General features: G+C 58.4%; 21 protein-coding genes. 5 read left to right on the top strand and 16 right to left on the bottom strand.

Annotation, left to right across the window (positions count from 1 at the left end):
* Positions 1 to 58: 58 nt before the first annotated feature.
* On the bottom strand, positions 59 to 673 hold the full coding sequence (locus GN234_RS27345) for an alpha/beta fold hydrolase (protein ID WP_176689346.1): 615 nt from the start codon (positions 671 to 673) through the stop codon (positions 59 to 61).
* 212 nt (positions 674 to 885) lie between these two features.
* On the opposite strand from GN234_RS27345, the gene GN234_RS27340 reads away from it, so the two are divergent.
* Positions 886 to 1,341: a GNAT family N-acetyltransferase gene (locus GN234_RS27340; protein WP_176689345.1), complete on the top strand. Its 456-nt coding sequence runs from the start codon at positions 886 to 888 to the stop codon at positions 1,339 to 1,341.
* Between the two features lie 143 nt (positions 1,342 to 1,484).
* On the opposite strand, the gene GN234_RS27335 is transcribed toward GN234_RS27340, so the two are convergent.
* From GN234_RS27335 to GN234_RS27300, 8 genes are all read right to left on the bottom strand, one after another.
* Positions 1,485 to 1,892: an SMI1/KNR4 family protein gene (locus GN234_RS27335; RefSeq protein ID WP_176689344.1), complete on the bottom strand. Its 408-nt coding sequence runs from the start codon at positions 1,890 to 1,892 to the stop codon at positions 1,485 to 1,487.
* A 558-nt stretch (positions 1,893 to 2,450) separates the two neighbouring features.
* Positions 2,451 to 2,888: a T6SS immunity protein Tdi1 domain-containing protein gene (locus GN234_RS27330; RefSeq protein ID WP_176689343.1), complete on the bottom strand. Its 438-nt coding sequence runs from the start codon at positions 2,886 to 2,888 to the stop codon at positions 2,451 to 2,453.
* Positions 2,889 to 2,986: 98 nt separating this feature from the next.
* Positions 2,987 to 3,799: a suppressor of fused domain protein gene (locus GN234_RS27325; protein ID WP_176689342.1), complete on the bottom strand. Its 813-nt coding sequence runs from the start codon at positions 3,797 to 3,799 to the stop codon at positions 2,987 to 2,989.
* Positions 3,756 to 4,892, bottom strand: coding sequence for a sterol desaturase family protein (locus GN234_RS27320; protein ID WP_176689341.1), 1,137 nt, complete (start codon positions 4,890 to 4,892; stop codon positions 3,756 to 3,758). The genes GN234_RS27325 and GN234_RS27320 overlap by 44 nt, the downstream gene beginning before the upstream one ends.
* Before the next feature lie 125 nt (positions 4,893 to 5,017).
* Positions 5,018 to 5,464 (bottom strand): NUDIX hydrolase, encoded by a 447-nt coding sequence (locus GN234_RS27315; RefSeq protein WP_176689642.1) that lies wholly within the window; start codon positions 5,462 to 5,464, stop codon positions 5,018 to 5,020.
* Between the two features lie 75 nt (positions 5,465 to 5,539).
* Positions 5,540 to 6,343 carry a diaminopimelate epimerase gene (dapF, locus tag GN234_RS27310; protein ID WP_176689340.1) on the bottom strand — a complete coding sequence of 268 codons (804 nt, stop codon included), beginning with the start codon at positions 6,341 to 6,343 and terminating at the stop codon, positions 5,540 to 5,542.
* On the bottom strand, positions 6,334 to 6,699 hold the full coding sequence (locus tag GN234_RS27305) for a VOC family protein (RefSeq protein WP_176689339.1): 366 nt from the start codon (positions 6,697 to 6,699) through the stop codon (positions 6,334 to 6,336). Before GN234_RS27305 ends, dapF begins: the two co-directional genes overlap by 10 nt.
* A 127-nt stretch (positions 6,700 to 6,826) precedes the next feature.
* Complete coding sequence (locus GN234_RS27300) at positions 6,827 to 7,990, bottom strand: PDZ domain-containing protein (protein WP_176689338.1); 1,164 nt, start codon at positions 7,988 to 7,990, stop codon at positions 6,827 to 6,829.
* Positions 7,991 to 8,222: 232 nt separating this feature from the next.
* Between GN234_RS27300 and GN234_RS27295 the strand changes: the two genes are divergently transcribed.
* Complete coding sequence (locus tag GN234_RS27295; protein WP_176689337.1) at positions 8,223 to 9,197, top strand: S1C family serine protease; 975 nt, start codon at positions 8,223 to 8,225, stop codon at positions 9,195 to 9,197.
* 34 nt (positions 9,198 to 9,231) lie between these two features.
* On the opposite strand, the gene GN234_RS27290 is transcribed toward GN234_RS27295, so the two are convergent.
* Complete coding sequence (locus GN234_RS27290; RefSeq protein WP_109754290.1) at positions 9,232 to 9,792, bottom strand: GNAT family N-acetyltransferase; 561 nt, start codon at positions 9,790 to 9,792, stop codon at positions 9,232 to 9,234.
* 253 nt (positions 9,793 to 10,045) lie between these two features.
* On the opposite strand from GN234_RS27290, the gene GN234_RS27285 reads away from it, so the two are divergent.
* Positions 10,046 to 11,014 carry a DMT family transporter gene (locus tag GN234_RS27285; RefSeq protein ID WP_109754291.1) on the top strand — a complete coding sequence of 323 codons (969 nt, stop codon included), beginning with the start codon at positions 10,046 to 10,048 and terminating at the stop codon, positions 11,012 to 11,014.
* 16 nt (positions 11,015 to 11,030) lie between these two features.
* On the opposite strand, the gene GN234_RS27280 is transcribed toward GN234_RS27285, so the two are convergent.
* Positions 11,031 to 11,669, bottom strand: coding sequence for a helix-turn-helix domain-containing protein (locus GN234_RS27280; RefSeq protein ID WP_176689336.1), 639 nt, complete (start codon positions 11,667 to 11,669; stop codon positions 11,031 to 11,033).
* Positions 11,666 to 11,998 carry a type II toxin-antitoxin system HigB family toxin gene (locus GN234_RS27275; protein ID WP_109754293.1) on the bottom strand — a complete coding sequence of 111 codons (333 nt, stop codon included), beginning with the start codon at positions 11,996 to 11,998 and terminating at the stop codon, positions 11,666 to 11,668. Before GN234_RS27275 ends, GN234_RS27280 begins: the two co-directional genes overlap by 4 nt.
* Before the next feature lie 155 nt (positions 11,999 to 12,153).
* On the opposite strand from GN234_RS27275, the gene GN234_RS27270 reads away from it, so the two are divergent.
* Positions 12,154 to 12,504, top strand: coding sequence for a DUF7079 family protein (locus tag GN234_RS27270; RefSeq protein ID WP_109754294.1), 351 nt, complete (start codon positions 12,154 to 12,156; stop codon positions 12,502 to 12,504).
* Positions 12,505 to 12,547: 43 nt separating this feature from the next.
* On the opposite strand, the gene GN234_RS27265 is transcribed toward GN234_RS27270, so the two are convergent.
* The 4 genes from GN234_RS27265 to GN234_RS27250 form a co-directional block, all read right to left on the bottom strand.
* Complete coding sequence (locus GN234_RS27265) at positions 12,548 to 13,504, bottom strand: 2-hydroxyacid dehydrogenase (RefSeq protein ID WP_116833125.1); 957 nt, start codon at positions 13,502 to 13,504, stop codon at positions 12,548 to 12,550.
* A gap of 31 nt (positions 13,505 to 13,535) precedes the next feature.
* Positions 13,536 to 14,294, bottom strand: coding sequence for an SDR family oxidoreductase (locus tag GN234_RS27260; RefSeq protein ID WP_109754296.1), 759 nt, complete (start codon positions 14,292 to 14,294; stop codon positions 13,536 to 13,538).
* A gap of 41 nt (positions 14,295 to 14,335) precedes the next feature.
* Positions 14,336 to 15,028, bottom strand: a complete 693-nt coding sequence (locus GN234_RS27255; RefSeq protein WP_109754297.1) for a fumarylacetoacetate hydrolase family protein — start codon at positions 15,026 to 15,028, stop codon at positions 14,336 to 14,338.
* A 101-nt stretch (positions 15,029 to 15,129) separates the two neighbouring features.
* Positions 15,130 to 16,479: an MFS transporter gene (locus tag GN234_RS27250; RefSeq protein ID WP_176689335.1), complete on the bottom strand. Its 1,350-nt coding sequence runs from the start codon at positions 16,477 to 16,479 to the stop codon at positions 15,130 to 15,132.
* Between the two features lie 572 nt (positions 16,480 to 17,051).
* Between GN234_RS27250 and GN234_RS27245 the strand changes: the two genes are divergently transcribed.
* Complete coding sequence (locus tag GN234_RS27245) at positions 17,052 to 17,987, top strand: helix-turn-helix transcriptional regulator (RefSeq protein WP_116833128.1); 936 nt, start codon at positions 17,052 to 17,054, stop codon at positions 17,985 to 17,987.
* Positions 17,988 to 18,041 lie beyond the last annotated feature (54 nt).

The raw sequence follows: 18,041 nt of genomic DNA, 5'->3' as shown, positions 1-18,041 counted from the left end.
GTCTTGAAACACACCGCGCCGCACAATCAGTACGACACATCGGTAACAAGTGTTCCACTCACTCGCTGGCCAGATGTCTCTCGATCAGCCTCGCAGCCTCATCTGCGTGAGTAAAGCCCAGGTTGTGATCGGCGCCGGGGAAAACGTGCAATTGAGCGCGGGGCAATAATTGGGCAAGGTACTGGCCGACGCGAACGGGGCTGATCGGATCAGCGTCGCCCCAGAGCAGCAAGACCGGCATGCGCAACTCGACCAAGCGGGATGTGAGGTCGGTGCGGTCGTCGAGAAACCAACTCGGCAGCGTCGAGTTGGCCGCCGCAAAATCCGGGCGCCAGTCCTGCGCGCCCAGCGCCGACATGTCCACCCCGCCCGAGGTGACGGTCAGCACCAGGTGGGTGATCAGCTCAGGGCGTTCAAGCGCTGCGAGCACAGCGACGATACCGCCCATGGATTGCGCCACCAGCGCTGTGGGTCGGTCGATCTCGGCCAGCACACGTGCCACCAGGTCACTCATGCCGATCACGCCAGCCACGGGCGGCGTGTCTCCAAATCCGGGCCAGCCGATGTGTACTTGCTGCGCCGGGTGGGCCAAGCGCTCAGCAACCGGACGCCAGAACTGGGTGTTGCCTGAGGCGCCGGGCAGGAAGATGAGTTTGTCGGGGGATGCGGTCACGGGTTCGTCCTTGAGGGTGGAGTTGAAAGGGTCAGCAAGAATGCAAAAGAGATACCGCTAGGTTCGATGATCGCTTCGGAACGAGAGCTGTCATCCATAGCTACCCTTCGTGAAAGAGAGATCGTGGACGACAGCAGCCATTGAGCCTTTCGTTTTGGTCAGTGAGGCCGAATCCTTCTATGCTCAGCCATTATGCGCAAGGAATTACCTTGATGGATTACCTGATTCGAAACGCTATGGCTGCCGATGCCCCGGCCATCAGTCAAACGATCATCAATGCTCTGCGCCAGTCCAATGTCCAAGACTACTCATCCGAAATTATCGATCAAGTGGCGCAAAATTTTTCCCCCATGGCAATTCTTCAATTGTTGGCTCAACGTCAGATGCTCGTAGCAATAGTCGACAATCATATTGTTGCAACAGCGAGTCTTGATCAGGACGTGGTCCGAAGCGTGTTTGTCGACCCGAGCCACCAAGGGAAGGGGCTCGGGAAACACCTGATGAAGAGGATTCAATCGATCGCCACAAACGCAGGTCTGAACCTGCTACGGGTTCCCTCTTCAATCACCGCAGAAGGCTTTTATGCTTCGCTTGGCTTTAAAAAAGTCCGGGATGAGTTTCACAAATCGGAGCGCACGATCATCATGACGAAAACCTTGGGGCTGTAGCACTGCAGCGTCCATTCGCCATGGTTAGCCTTTGGCCTATCCCCGTCCGGCATCACACCACACTCGCCCGATACCCAAAGGAACCTGTATACATCCATGAAGCAGGGACTCATTTTCACCGGCAAGACTTCAAATCGTCCGAGCTACAACCCTCGCATTCCACAACCCCCGATACCGCTCCCGCCACCATCGCAGCCACATCCTGGCGCCCTTCCCGCAGAGCAAGATACTCGCGCCGCCGTCGCGACCGACGGCAGTAACCCCGTTGCGAGAAAGCCGGGCTGAGCCCGCAGTTGCTCCGGTTCGAAGGGGTTGGATTCATACTCTTTGTCCGGATCCAGCCCGTACAGCGAAAAACTGAGCAACTCCTCATCGCCATTGGCGAGCGTGGCCAGCACATCGTATTCCACGTGGGTGCCGTTGCTGGTCTTGAGGAACTGGCAATAGTCGTCCTGCAGCCGGGCACCCAGGCTGGCTTCCAGTTGCGCGATGGCACGGTCGGTGGCGCCTTCACGGGTGTTTTCAAGGATCAGTCCACGGCAATCAATCACTGATGTCTCGGAAGGATATTGGGTGGGACGCGGTATCAATCAATTTTACGTCTCTCGTCATTCCTTAAACGCTGTGAACGCTGCCATTCGCCCCCAGTATTCGCACAGCACGGGATGATGTTCTTGCCCGCAGAAGATGTAGGTGGTGGCCCTGCTGATTTGTAAGACGTACAGTTCGGATGCTTACGACTATGGAAACATCCTACATATGATTGGGAATCCCCTTCTCTATCAATCCCTTACGTATTTTTTTACGGTGGCGACTATAGTCTTGGCGTCGCCCAGATGGCGACCGGGTTTGGCGACTCGATTGACACAATTTTCCAACAACACAGGGAATTGTCATGAACCAATACATGGGCCTGCCTGCACGCCGACAACCTGTGGCGAGGGAGCTTGCTCCCGCTGGGCTGCGCAGCGGCCCTTTGTGAGTGCTGCGCACTCAAGCGGAGCAAGCTCCCTCGCCACAGGTCCATCGTTTTCTTAAGTGCGCATTACTGGGCTATAGGTAGGGGATTTTCCAATGACCCAAACAGCGATGAAGCTCGACCCGAAACGCTATTCCGTAACACTAAGGCGGATTTGTGCGCCATCGGGTAAACCGTCGATTTCCTCAGCTAGGTGACCTGAAACTGCCACCAGTTCGTGAAGTGAGATGATCGCCAGATTGCTCCCCTCGTACTTCCCACCCAACACGGCAGGGATTTTCAGACAATACTTGAACCCAGGACGAAGCAGGCCGAGTCTATCCCTTGCCTGGTTGACCAATGCCTCCATGTACCAATCATGCAAAAACTCCTGACTCTGAGCGAGTGCGTCAAACTCCGCGCGATCATTGGCAACACGGCTACAGCAAAGATCTTCGGGACACAGGCGCCAGTAACTATCCGCTGCATCTTTGATGATGAGGTTGCCAAAATCGTTATCCCCAATAACTACTGCAGGTTTGAGTCCGACCCAGCCCCATGCTTTTTCAATTTCCTCAATCAATTCCATGGGCGCTTCACTGTCCTTGAATGTCCAATCCGACGGGTACCACTAGAGCGAGCAATGACACTCTTGATCGTTCACTTCTGATCAATTGCCGCTAAGCCTCACACCACACTCGCCCGCTGCAAGCTGCTCATGTGCCCAACGCCCGCCGCCTTCAAACGGCTCACCAGATCCTCCCGCGCCGCTCGCCCACCGGAACGGACGTATTCCAGCTCCGCCGCCGTGATCAAGACCACCGGTACCAATCTGACCGGGGACAAGGGCATGTCATCCAGTTGGGTAGGGAAATCCGGCTCCGGAGCGCCGAGCAGGACGCCGGTAGAGTCGTCATCGGTCACGAAGAGCTTGGGCAGTTGATCGCTCATGTGGTGCGATTGGCTGAGCCCGGGAAGCTCAAGGGATAGCGCCCCGTACTGGTCGAGTTGGTGGGTGATGCCGCCAGCGTCGGCCACTGTTTTAGCAACGTGCTCCAGGAGCTCGAATACCCAACTGCGCTTGAAAGGATCGACCTCACCCACGGCGCCGCGGGCGTGCTCGGGGATATCTGCGGTTTCGACGAACAATTCCATCTCGAAACCGTTGCCCATTCCTTCAGTGTCATCGAATGGATCGGACAGGCCTTCGGTGGCGAGGATAATCGTGTCGCCCCGGCGCACCACGCGGTAGGCCTGGCGGGTCGAAGGCCAGTATGGGCCGCCGGAAAAGCTCGGGCTGATCAGGTAGGAAAGGACATCCCGCTCGACCGTGCCGACAGAATTCCAATGACGATCCAGGCAAGCTTCGCCGGCTTCCCGGACGGCCAGGTTGGTCGCTTCAGCCTCGGTCAGGTTGCTCTGTTCGTGGGGTTGCGGCGCGTCTTGGGCTTGGGGCTCAGGACTTTTCGACGAACCGAGGAGCTTCTTGAAGAAATTCATGGGCGTTCCTTGCTGGATTTCGCTCGGCCTCTCTCGTCTCAGCACTCACTGATCCGATGGCTGGCGTGGCGTGCATTGTGGCGTGTTGGCCTGGATATGAAAACGTGGGCAGGCACTTGCGAGCAGTTTCGACGAAAGGCGTGACAATCAGGCTATACACCGTCAGGTAACGCTGGTGATCCTGTTCTCCGGTGCCGAAACGCAAGTGCTCGGGCTGCGAACGGGTGACATAGAGCGTGCCGAACATCCAGTCCCATAGCGACAGGTTGACGCCGAAATTGCGGTTGAAATGACGGGGCGCATCGCTGTGGTGGATCTGGTGCTGGGCCGGACTGTTCAGCACGTGTTCCAGCACCGGGCCAAAGGACAGCCAGACATGGGTGTGACGCAAATTCGCCGCCAGGCTATTGAAAATGAACACCAGGTACGTCACACCGAACAACGTGTAGCGACTGATCTCCCCCCCACAGGCATACCAGAAACCACCCGCGAACAGGCCCAGGCAGGCGGTGATACCGAGTTTCTCGACGATCTTCTCCACGAAATGCACACGACTCGCCGTGGCCGGCACCAGTACGGGCGCCGAATGATGCACCTTGTGAAAGGCCCAGAGCCAGCGCGAATGAAACGCCCGGTGCGCCCAGTAGTGGACGAAATCCTTCACCAGGAACACCCCCAGCCCATAGAACAACGCCAGCGAAAGGTTCTCCCCCAGACGCGGACGAGCGCCCCAGAGGTTGCTGAAAAAAGCCGAGTAATCTCCAGAGCGCAGAATGTACGGGTCCACCAGATGAACAATGGGCAACACCAAGGCAATCTTGAGAATGGCCCGTACGAAGTAGTAGCGATAATCCAGCAATGCCGAACGATGCAGATACACCTGGCTGCCACCGATGAATTGCCAGAACGAACGAGCATCGGTCAGGCGGCGGTGTTTTCTGAAACGAAACAGGCCATAGGCGACACCGTAGGAGGCGCAGAGAAACAGGACTCCGAACCGACCGTTCAGGTTGAAAATGCCGAGGAACTGCTGGGTGACGGGCGCGATGACCCACGCATTCAGGTGTTGGTAGACAAGGGAAAACGCATCCACGAAATGCCGGCCTCTGTCGAAGGAGCGGTATTGTAAATCAGTCGCGTTGGGCTCGGCTTGGGTTTTCAGGCATTTTCTGGGCAGACTCTGCAAGCCCAGGAGGCTTCAGGTCCGACGTGTCGTCCTCACTCCAGGAGCGAAGCCGACTTGAGCAAATCGTAAAGCCCCTCAGGCACCAGCGGCGATATAGCCGTGAAACTGTCACTGGAGCACCACGTTGCCCTGAATGATGCACCGTCGCTTTCAAAGCCTTCCAGCCACGGCTTTGCGTAGAGTTCGGCGTCGTCAAACCTTGCATCGTAGACTTGGACGATCTCGTGCCCCGGCTTGCCAGCGTAGGTAAAGATGCTTTCCAAAGTGCCAATCAGTCGAAGGTCGCTGATCGAGGTGCCCAGTTCTTCCTGCACTTCTCGGACGATGGCATCGTGGCTCCTTTCACCGAATTCAATGCCACCACCTACGGGACGAAAAAACGTCTGTTTTTTGATCGCATCGTAAAACTGGTTGACCAGTATTTTTCCGTGATGATGAAAGATACAGAGAGCGAGGGCGCGAATGCGTTGCTCCGACATGAGTAAAACTTCCTTTTGATTTAATGATGCATAACGTTCTGCAATCCCTGCGTCAGGGTTGAAAAACATATCGACTCAGCCTTGACTCATCGTCCCCGAAAAACTCGCCTCCACCGGCCCGACAAGAAAAACCGTCCCCACGCCATCCCACTGCACCGTCACACTTCCGCCATCACATTCAACTTCAACGGTGCTGTCCAACAAACCACGACGAATCCCGTTAACAACCGCCCCACACGAGCAAGAGCCTGAACCCAGTGCAATACCCGCCCCGCGCTCCCATATACGCAACCGAATATGCGTGCGATCGATGATCTGGACGAAATGAACGTTGGTCTTGAGTGGGAATAGTGCGTTGGTTTCGATGGCTGGGCCGACCGTCGCGATATCAATGGTTGCCAGATCATCCACAAAGTAAGTGCAGTGAGGATTTCCCATACTGCATGCGGCGGGACTGCCGGCCAGTGGCAGGACAGCGGAGTCCAACTCCTGCACCAAGGGAATGTCCGACCAGCCAAAAAGCGGCACGCCCATGGCGACGCAAATGTCGCCGTTTGAAACGCGCTCGCAGGTGAGCAGGCCACGGTTGGTGCGCAGCACTACCGAAGAAACATTTGCCTGGCGCATGAGCAGGTCCGCAGCCCCCCGCGTCGCGCTGCCACAAACGTCCAATGCAGAGCCATCCGCGTTCCAGAACATCACACGAGCATCGGCATCGTCGCAATCGAGCAGCACCGCCAGTTGGTTGAAGCCTACACCTCGGTTCCGATCCCCCATGCACCGGGCCACGGCACTTGTCACCGGGTTGGCCGAATTTCGCGCATCGACAATGACGAAGTCATCGCCATTGGCATGCATCTTATGAAAGCTCAGTTGCATGCAAACGCTCTGCTGGAGATAGAAATGGAATTACCATCGGGGTCTTTGGCGTTGGCAAAAGAGTAACCGTCCGCCTTGTGGATAGCGCCAAATTTCAGGCCTTGGGCCAGGCACTTGGCCTTGAAACCCTCGACATCCGGGAGATCAAAGACCAGCTTCACGGTGACTTGTCCTGTTTTAACGGCCTTCCCCGCCGGGTGAACCATCAGGATCGCGCCACCGTTTGCAGGGCTCAATTCGGTGACGCGGTCATCGGTTTTTTTTTCACGACTGAAGCCGAAATGACGCTCGTAAAAATCACAGGTCGCTTGAACGTCCCGGACATACAGCATGATTCGATTGAGTGACGGTTGCATGTGGTCTTCCTTGATCGCTGTTGAAGATGAAGCCCTTTGCACGAAGCATGATTGCCCAGTGCCTTGGCATCACGGGCACTCCAGCGCTTCAAACCGTCCGATCATAACCGCAGAGAACGATTACAGCTCAAGGCCAATCAACAAGCACCGCTTTCGGATCCCCCTGGCGCATCTGGGCCAGTTCAGCATCTGCCTTGGCTTGTGTCGCATGGCAGAACTCGAAAGCGTTCTGTGTCTTGCCGGTCGGTCCCTTGGCCTCGGCCATGCAAACAACAGCGCCGGGGGCACAAACGGCACTGTTGAGTTTGAAATCCCCCCAAACGCCGGGCTGTTCCTGCTTCACTTTGGCGATATAGCTTTTGAGTGAGGGTTGCATGTCGCTCGTCACTCCGGCGATCAATTTGACCGGGCTGACGGCAGCGCCGTACGTATGCTGGGTGGTCAGCACGGCAGTGCAATACATTGCATTCGCCGGGATCGCAGCCGCTACACCGTTCGCCATCACCGTTGGGGTCATCGAGACTTGAGTGCCGCCAGGCCCCACCAGAACCGGAACGACGCTAAACGCGTTGTTTCGCCATACTTTCAGACTCACCCGCGAGCCAATTGACGCTTTTGCAACGGCTACCCTGAAATCGATTGAATCGGCGATAGGCCGATCATCAACTGCCACGATCACGTCCTGAGGCACTATCCCGGCCTGTTGAGCACCACTACCCGGAACGGTCGCCAACACAACAACACCGGCAGGTGGCTGCGCCAAAGCCATGGCCCGCTTCGGATCGATGGTATCGATGCTGGCGCCGATCTTACCGCGAGGTGAATTGGCAAGCTGGCAACCCTTCTCAAGCCATACCTGGCTGGCCGCTTCTTTTCGAGCCGTGGCGACCTGCTTCATGATCGGCTCAGCGCTTGCCTGGTACATCGGCACCTCGCTGAGGGACATTTCGATGTACTCACAGGACTTGGAGCGATACCGGTCAGGTGTTTCCCGGGTCACCAGTTTTTGCAGGTCAATGGGCGGCAGGCCTTGGGGCACGGCGACCGTGGAAGTCGCGGGAGAGACGCTGGCAGAGTCCGCAGTCGCGACCGAGGAGACCACGTAGGCGCCGGCCGCCAGGCCTACGGCACTGGTCATTACGCTGGTGTCGACGCCACCCGGCATGGGAAGCAGCATCGCACCGACCACTGCGGCCTCACCGAGCCCACCATCAGAGGCACAGCCCGTCAGGCCAGTGAAAGACAGTACAACGGCGAGCCTGGCGCTTGATTTGAAGGCGGTAGCAAACATTTCGCTTCTCGGTGCTTGATTCGAATGGATCGTGCCGCATCATGGCAAAGTGCCTTTAAGTTGTATATCGAATGCACGTTTGCCCGAATGTCACTCGTCTCAATCACCACGACAGCACAGTGCCTGGTTGAGGTTGGACAGGATGATGGCCAAATAGTACCTTGCCTGGACCTGCCTAAACGTCACGACCTCAGAGAAGCCCATGTCGACAAAATGCCTTGCCGGAATGCTGGTGCTCCTCCCTCTCCTGGCGTCTTGCGTCAACCCCATGTACAGCGCCGCCGAGCGAGCCGAAACAGCGGAATACCTGCGCAAGGTCAGAGACCCGGCGACCTACTACGCCATGGATTGTGAAACGTTCCTGGCTACCAAACGGGGTTGGGAACAACATCCCAACATGGCGGCCGACCCCGTCAACCTGGTGATCCAACAGGTCGCCACACAACGCGACTGTTCCGCTGGCAGCGTCCCTGCGCCCAGTGCTGTTGCGGTGGCGCCAACGCCCGTGACGTCAGCGGCAATGCCCGTACCGATGTCTAATCAGTCGGGTGTATTGGGCCTGCACATCACCCCTGTGACACCAACGGTGGCTCGGCAATTCGGCTTAGCCGCGGTTAGCGGCGTCTTGGTCTTGGGGCCAGTGCCAGGAAGCGGCGCTGAAAAAGCAGGCATGTTGGCCGGCGATATCGTTTTGCAAATTGCCGGGACCTCGGTCAATAGCCCGGCCGAACTGACCGCTGTCGCCAGCCGTATTCGACCTGGTTTCACAGCGCCGCTGAAGGTATGGCGTTACCGGGCCCCCATCGACGTGCTGGTGGAAATAGGCGACTCATCGGGCTTGGCCCCCTCGGTGGCCAGGCAAGTCCAGGGACTGAGCGACTATCCATCAAGAGGCCTCATCACCCCCGTCTGGCAAGGCCCGGCACTGACCGGCACACCGGCTCGCCTGGCCATGCCAGAGTTCCAGGCATTCACCCGGGCCCAAGGCTACGACGTGAAAATGCAACCGATGTTCTGCCAACCCATCGGCGCCAGCGAGCAGTGCCAGGCGATGGGATCGGAGAGTTTCATGCTGACCACTCGCAGTTTTACCGCGATGGTCAATTGCACTGAAACCTTGCAGGACGTAGAAACAACGCGCGGTCTACTGCTCAAACAGTGGCCTTATCTGCAGACCACCGCGTGGCGTCCCTTGGCGGGTCAGTAACCACCTCGAGGGGATGCTCTGGGCGACGTGGGAATCAGGTGTTCGATAAAGCTTTCGCTTTAAGCCATCCCTCACGCGTCATTTCCCAAACTTCCTTGAGCAATGTCCCACAGACAAAGTCCCCCTGCTGCGTCCCGATCATGCGCATGCCTTCGCGCTCCGAAATCCTGCGCGAAGCATCATTGCCCACCGCCTTGGGGACCTGCATGACGGGACGCTCCAGCGTTTCAAACCAATAGGCGTTGATCGTCTCGCACGCTTCGCTCATGTAGCCTTTCCCCTGCCATTGCGGCGCCAGCCAGAAACCCCGGTTGTTGCCGGGCTGGTCGTACAGGCTGATGCTGCCGATGCTCTGTGCCGGATTTTCGGCAAGACGGATCATCCAATGCCACTCGCGTCCGGCTGCAATCGCGCGGAGCGCATGGTCGCGCACGTACGTCAACGCACCGTCATCCGGGTAAGGCCAGGGCACGCGGCTATCCAGGTAACGGACCACTTCCCAGTGTGGAAATAACCGTTGAATCGCCGGCGCATCCGTCAGTTCAAGTGGGGTGAGGATGAGGCGGTGGGTTTGGAACGTGGGGATGGCTTCCAAGATGAATTCCTTTTCTAACGTTTTACGTCCAGGGGAACTTCCCTATCGAAATTACTCGTCGACCTGCAGAACGGATGTCGGAAAAACCAGGTTGCACATCCAATCATGTCACTTCGCGGCCTACACTGGATGCGCTCAGCCCCATTGAACCGCATAAGGACATCACCTTGCGACAACTTACCCTCAGCGACAAAAAACTCCGAGGTACCCCCTTTAAAGTCGACGTTCATTGGTGGTTTGACGGGGAATCCGCGTGACAGTGAAGCCCCACTCAAACCTCATCGCCGGATTGGCCCTCGCAGTCGTCGCGACGCTGAGCTGGGCGTTGAACTTCATTGCGCCCTACGTCACCGGCGCCTACACGATCTATGACTTGATGATCGTCCGGTTCCTGATCGCCGGCACGCTGGGGCTGGGTGTCGTGCTGCTCTATCGCGCCCAACTTCGGCTCCTGCGCCGCGATCAAGTGCTTCTGGCCGCCGGCCTGGGCGTGATCGGCTACCTTGGCTATAGCGCCTGCATCGCCGCCGGCATCATCTTCGGCGGGCCGGTGCTGACCCCAGCCTTCATTGGAATGGTGCCGGTCTTGCTGGCACTGCTGGGCAACGCCACGACCAAGACCCTCCAATGGCGAAAGCTGGCGATCCCACTGGTTTTCTTGACGGTTGGTTTGCTGCTATCGAATCTCGGCGCCATCCATCAACCCGTTGCAAGCGATGGCTCGTGGCTGATGGGCTTGTTGTTTTCAATCGGTGCCGTGCTCCTGTGGCTCGCCTTCAGTTGGTTGAACCAGCGCGCCCTGCTAACGCTGCCACCCCACGCGGCAGGCGCATGGACGGGCCTGATGATGGCTGGCGCCGGAATCGGTACCTTGTGCTTGTTACCGGCGGTACAAACGCTCGACCTGCTCAAACTGCCGAGCCTGGGTTTTGGTGTCTCCGTTGCGGGGGATTTATATCTCTGGGGTTTCGTGATTGCGCTGATGTCATCCGTTGTCGGGGCCTGGGCCTGGAACGCCGCGTCCCGGCGTTTGCCCATGGTGCTTTCCGGACAATTGATCGCCCTGGAGTCGCTGTTCGCGACGCTACTTGGCTTGTGGTTTCATGGTCGGCTGCCGACACTTCTGGAGATGTCAGGTCTTGCGGCTGTGCTTGTGGGAGTGATCATGGGGGTGCGGATCATCCTCAATTCCCGTGGATCGACAAGCGACCCTGCCCCTTGATCAGCAGACGATTGCCCTACTCCTTGTCTGGCTCTTTGACTGTCTTTCTGCGGGCCTTCGAAGCCATCACTTTGTATTCACCGGCGCCGGCCTCTTCCACTGAATGTGCAACCATGGAGTCACTGCGAAAACGGTCATACGTTGAGGTTTTCCTGAAGGGAAGACGAACAGTTTCGATATGAGCCGCCTCTGCCGGGCCTGCGGTCAAGAAAGCACTCGGCTCCATCGCAAACCGCTCTGCCAGCGCGTACGCCATCTTGTGGCTGATAGGCCGATCGCCATTGAGGACCTTGGACACTGCCGTCTTATCGCCGATTTCAGGGAGGTCTGAACCCGTGAGCCCGTGCGTCTCCATCAGATCCTTGATCAATTGCACAGGCGTGCAGGTCGCCTCAAAAGCAGCATTCGATTCGCGAAACTGGTCGGAGTCGCGCTGGTAGGCCAGGATTTCATCCTCGAGTTCAACGAGAACTCTCTCCTCGGTCTTGCTCAGTTCGCGCCCGTCGGTGAGCTCATCGAGCAAATCGGTCGCACGCTCATAGTCGGCAGGGGTCTTGATGCCATGCACAAACTCACCGCGCAGGCGATCCAGTACGGCGTGTAGCTCGCCAAGCGTTGCGATCACGGTTTGAAAGTCGTTCCGGGCTGCGCTCATCGTCTTACCCCTTTGTTTCTTGCATACCAGACATTGGCAACGTCGTAATCGGCATGCGTGTAGATGTGTTTGACGTAGAACTTCTGCCGGGCGTAGTTGACTCCGCCTATCACCCTGAGGTTATTGCCACCTACGTCGATCACCACCCAATTCATTACGGCTCTGGGCTTGAACAAGTCGACACCGTGCGTACCGAAAAGCTTTTGCAGGTCCGCGAACGCCTTGGGGCGAGCCATCTTCAAAATGCGCAGGCAACGATCAAGCCCGGCCTTGTCGTTTGGGTACAAAATCGCAGCGTCGTCAAAACGTGATGGCGTGAGTATATCCATGGGCGTCCTTGTCTTTGAGCCGATGGTACTCTGGTTGTGTTTTTTCACAACTACGGTTTATTGGCGGCAACTGGACTCATACTGTGGCAAGCAGGCGATTGGGCCTGCAGCATTGGGCCATACGGGTTATCACCTACACATCCCGAGACAAAAACATGAACCCTGTCGACCCGACCCGCCTGAAAATCTGGCAAGCCCTTTCATCGCTCTTCCTGGATACCGAGATCGACGAGTTGACCTACGATTACATCGCTCGCGTGGTCGTTGAAACCGATTATTCGCCAAAGGAAATCCACAGCATCCTGTGGAATGAAGTATTCCCGGTGCTCGAAGCCAACCTCAGGTCCGTTGCGGGTGAATGGGCGGGATGGACGGATGAGTGGCTGCTGGAGCACCTCAGTGCAAGCGATGGGATTGAGCCCAGGAAAGGCCGCGGCAGCATTGCCAAGGAGATTGTCAGGTGTTGGAGCCAGGTCGCGACGCGGCTCCCACCCGGATATGACTGACGCGATGCATCGCCCCTTCAAGCTTCCCTGAAGAGGCACCCGTTCAACCCGTCACACACCCCAACGGCACCTTCCCGGCAAAACTATCCACCAGACTCGCCACCACCATCTCCCCCATCCGCGTGCGGGTCTGCAACGTCGCACTCGCGCGGTGCGGTTGCAGCACCACCTGCTCACTGCCGAACAATGCCTCGGGCACATGCGGCTCATCGACAAACACATCCAGCGCCGCGCCGGCAATGTCACCAGAAGTCAGCGCCGCCACCAGATCAGCCTCGTTGACCAGTTTGCCCCGAGCCACGTTGATCAGGTACCCACCCTTGCCCAAGGCGCGCAGCACCTCGGCATCGATGATGGCTTCAGCCTTGTCGGCAGCCGCGGCGAGGATCAGGGCGTCGCTGTCGCGGGCCAGTTGCTTGAGGTCGGCGACGTAGGTGTGGTTCACGTCGCTCATGGGCTGCAGGTCGGTGTAGCTGATCGGACAACCGAACGCGGCAGCGCGGGTTGCCACGGCGCGACCGACCCGGCCCATGCCGACGATGCCGATGCGCATGCCGGATACTTGGCGGGCCAATGGCAGTGGGGCCAATGGCGTCGGGCTCTGGGGCCATTGGCCGGAGCGCACGTAGCGATCACTGGTGCAGAGGCCGCGGCACACGGCAATCAATAAGCCGATGGCCAGGTCGGCAACGTCTTCGGTCAGCGCGCCAATGGTGGCGGTCACGCGGATTCCGCGATCCCTGGCATAGGCCAGGTCAACGGCATCGGTACCGACGCCGTTGACCGCCACCACTTCCAGCTTGGGCAGTTGTGCCATGAGCGCCTGGCTGATGCCGGTGTGCCCGCCAGTGATCACGCCACGAATATTGGCACCGTGCTCTTGTAGATAGGCTTGTTTGTCGGCCTGTTCGAAATAGCGTCGTATCGTGAACAGCTCGCTGAGCCGGGCGTTGATTTCAGGGATCAGGATCGGGCTGAGCTGTAGGACTTCTGGCTTCATAAAAACCTCGTGCAGCGAATAAAAAACCGGCTCAACCGCGACCGGCAAACGGCATGGCCGTGGCCATGACTGTCATGTTCAAAACGTTGGCCGACAACGGCAGGCCGGCGATGTAGCGCACCGCGTCGGCCACGTGCTTGACGTCCACCATCGGCTCCACAGCGATGGTGCCGTTGGCCTGGCGTACGCCTTTGGTCATGCGCACCGACATTTCGGTGAGGGCGTTGCCGATGTCGATCTGGCTGCAGGCAATGTTGTATTCACGCCCGTCCAGGGCCAGGGATTTGGTCAGCCCCAGCACTGCGTGTTTACTGGCGGTGTAGGCACTGCTGAATGGCCGCGGAGTGTGGGCCGAAATCGAACCGTTGTTGATGATCCGTCCACCCTGGGGCTGTTGTCGGCGCATCAGGCCGAAGGCGCCACGGGCGCAGAGGAAGACACCGTTGAGGTTGGTGTCGATCACGTTTCGCCACTGCTCGAACGTCAGCTCATCCAGCGGCACGGCAGGCGCGTTGACCCCGGCGTTGTTGAACACCACGTCGAGGCGTCCGTAGACCTCGGCGATGGTTGCAAACAACCCATCGACACTGGCCGGATCACGCACATCGGTGGGCACCGCCAAGGCTTCGCGGCCCTGGCTGGCCGCCAATTCGGCCAATGCTTGCAACGGTTCTGGACGGCGGCCGGCCAATACCAGCGTGTAGCCGTCTTCCATCAGGCCCAGGGCCACCGCACGGCCAATCCCGCTGCCGGCACCGGTCACCAAGGCCACTTTCAATGTGTTGGACATGTGGGTTCTCCCCTCTCGAAATCAGTAAGACAAACGCGGACTCAAGGTCGCGGACCAACGCGCATTTCCAGTTGACCGATGCCGTCGATGCCGGCGCTGATGACATCGCCCGGCTGTAGCACATCGACGCCGGCCGGGCTGCCGGTCATGATCAGGTCGCCGGCCCGCAGCGCCACCGACTGGGAGATGCGGGCGATGACTTCACTGACCGACCAGATCTGACTATCGAGGCTGTCGCGCTGGCGCTCTTCGCCGTTCACGTTCAGCCACAACTCGCCTTCGGGGTGCCCCGCCCGCGAGACCGGCACGATGGCGGTCATTGGCGCGGCGCCGTCGAACACCTTGGCGCCCTCCCACGGCAAACCGTTGCGCTTGGCCATGCGCTGGACGTCACGCCGGGTCAGATCCAGGCCGGCGGCATAACCCCAGACATAGGCCAGCGCCTGGCTTTCCGGGATATGAGCGCCGCCCTCGCCGATGGCCACGACCAGTTCGATTTCGTGGACAAACTCCTCGGTCACCGATGGAAACGCCACTTCGCCGACCGCCTCCACCACGCTGCTGGCAGGTTTCATGAAAAACACCGGTGGCACCCGGGACTCACCCTGGGTATCAGGCCAAGGGTAGTTGCGACCGACGCAAAAGACCCGGCCGACGGGAAAACGCTGTTGGGTGCCGACAACCGGCAAGGTCACTGGCAGGTCCGGGGTAAAGACATACTCGAGCATGTTCATCCTGATAAAAGTCCTGTTGGAAGCGTCAGCGTACGGCGGCAATCCGTGGCGAAGTTGGAGGAATGCCGCCTCGTGTTGGAGAAAAACGGTTTTTTCCGGGTTCAGCGCGCCTTGAGCTCAATGCGATACAAGCGGCCGAGCAGCAACGAATAGGACAAGGTGCCGACCAGCGCCACACCGCCGATGAACCAGAAGGCCAAGGCAAATGAACCGGTCTTGTGGACGATTGCGCCAATCACGATGGGGGTGACGATGCCGCCGATGTTGGCCGCCAGGCTGGTGATCCCGCCGGTCAGTCCGATCAGTTCCTTGGGCGCCACTTCCGACACCGCCGCCCACGAGGACGAAGCGATGCCCTGGGCAAAGAAGGCAATTGTCAGCACGGCGATGCAGATCACGTTGGAATCGGTGAAATTCACCAGCACGATGGACATACCCAGCATCGAGCCGACCACCAGCGGCAACTTGCGGGCAAAAGACAGCGAATAGCCGCGACGGATCAGCAGGTCGGAGACGATCCCGGCGAGCAGGATGCCCACCGTCGCGCCCACGAACGGCAGCACGGCGAAGATCCCGGCCTTGATCATGGTCAGTTGACGCTCTTCGATCAGGTACGTGGGGAACCAGGTGAGAAAGAAGTACAGCGCCGACGTGCTGGCGAACTTACCGATGCAAATCGCCCAGACCTGCCGATAGCTGAACAGCTCGGCGATCTGCCGCCAGTTGAACCGCGTGCGCTCTTGACTGCTCTTGACCAGCCCGCCCCCGGCTTCGATGTACTTGAGTTCTTCCTGGCTGACTTTCTTGCAGTTCAACGGGTCGCGATACAGGAACAGCCAGGCCACACCGAAAACGATGCCGAGTGCGCCGGTGCTATAGAACACATGTCGCCAGTCGTAGGTGGTCGCCAACCAAAGCAGCGCGCCGGTAAACAGCGCCGTGCCCAGGTACTGGCCGCAGACGTAAATGCTGCTGGCCAGGCCCCGCTCACGCGCCGGGAACCACACCGTGACCGCACGGCTGTTGGCCGGGAACGCCGGCGCTTCCATCGCGCCGACCGCCAGGCGCAGGCCGAACAGCGAAGCGAACCCCGTGGCCAAGCCTTGGCACACGGTAACGGTGGACCAACTGATCAGCGACACCCCGTAGGTGAAGCGAGAACCAAAGCGATCGGCGATGAACCCGGCGGGCACCAGCGCAATGGCGTAGGTCCAGGCAAATGCAGAAAAAATCAGGCCCATTTCGATCTTGTCCAGGCCCAGGTCCTTGGCGAGGAATGGTGCGGCAATCGAGATGTTTACCCGGTCGATGTAGTTGATGATCGTTGCGATCAGCAGCAACGACAGCATGAACCAACGCCGACGCGATGGCAGCCGCTGCGGCACTATGGCGTCCCGGGCGCCGGCAATCACCGGCGCGGCGGTGGCCTGGGAGGTGTGGGAATTCGACATGAAAAACCTCGTTATTGTTAGAAGAGTCGAAATGTCTACGAGCAGCCGAAGCCATTGCCCTCGATGCCGGGGCAAAACAATCGCTACTGGAATGAGAGGCGTGGACAGCCGATGTCAGATGTTCGAAAACGCTCTGCAACAGGATCTGTCGAGGGAGGTGCCGGGAGGATCAGCGAGGAATCGAAATAGCTTCATGATGTGCGCACCTTTGGATTTGTTTTTGGATAAGGTCGGGTTGCGTGGCCTCAACAGTGGTCGTACAACCATCCAAAATCAACCAAGGCGTTAGATCATTTTTCCACGTAAAAACAGCGTCGGAGGAACCTGTCCAAAAAAATCAAATCTGCTGTTTTTTTCATCCTCTTTTTAAATTAAATCTAACCCTATGTTTTTAAAGAAAAAACTATAGATCCAGTGGCTTATCGTTTTTGGACAGCCGCCCTTCTCCTTCAAGACTGCGAAAATTCACTCACAGCGCCTCATCATCGTATAAGTTCTTGAAAGTCGGCCAGATGCACCGTCACAATCCGCTTCATAGTCGTCGCCATGCACCTGTAGAGGATTCCCAGGAGATGTCAACACCGAGCCGAGTCCCTACCTACGTCATGCAGCAACGCAGCGAATTGACGGACTTTTACATCCGCGACAAAAAGGGCCGGCGCGCCGAAACCAGCCCCCATCGCCACGAGTACTTCCAGATCCAGATCAACCTCGGCGGCGACACCGTGCAGCACATTGGTAACGTCGAGCGCCCGTTTCCACGCAACACCCTGGCCTTCATCCTGCCCCACCGCGTGCATGTGATCCCGCACCCGGCCGAGAGCAATTTCATGGTGATCAATTTTTCCCAGACCTTTCTTCTGCCGCATTTGCAGTGCGACCCAATGGACCTGGAAGAAGTCTCGATTCTGCTGGCGCCCGAACTTTCGCCGTTCCGCTTCCAGGAACACCTGGACTTCATTCTGGGCGATGAGGACTTCGCCAAAGTCTGCGCCCTGATCGAACAGATGCGAGTACTTGACGAGAACCGCCAGTTCGGCACCCGCGAGATGCTCAAGGGCTTGCTGCTGCAATTGATCGGCAGCGTCTGCGCCTTGTACGCCGAGCCGCTCAAGCGCTTGGCCGAAGAGAACGCCGCCGAAGTCAGCCGACGCGACGCCCTGGGCCGGATGTCCGAATACCTGCGCAAGAACATCGCCGACCCCGACCTCAACCTGATCAAGGTGGCAGCGGCGACGTACTTGTCCCCCACGTACCTGACTCACTGGCTGCGCAAGGAAATCGGCAAGACCTTCACCGAGCTGGTACTTGAACGTCGAATGCACGCGGCGCGCAATTACCTGCTCAACGGCACGCGCCCGGTGGGTGAAGTGGCGAGGTTGTGCGGGTTTGCCGACGAAGCTTACTTCTCCCGGCGCTTTCGCCAGATACATGGCCAGCCGCCGGGGCAGTTCAGGCGCCAGCAACTGAATCCGGACAGTCCGCAGTTGCCGTTGAACAATGGCTAGCTGCATTCCACGCCATGAACCGGCATCGTCAGGTTATCTATACGGGCTTCCCGG

It is taken from the genome of Pseudomonas bijieensis (assembly GCF_013347965.1).
In the GTDB taxonomy this organism is placed as follows: Bacteria; Pseudomonadota; Gammaproteobacteria; order Pseudomonadales; family Pseudomonadaceae; genus Aquipseudomonas; species Aquipseudomonas bijieensis.
Note: the sequence above shows the minus strand (reverse complement) of the source record. Positions and strands in the feature narration are given on the sequence as shown.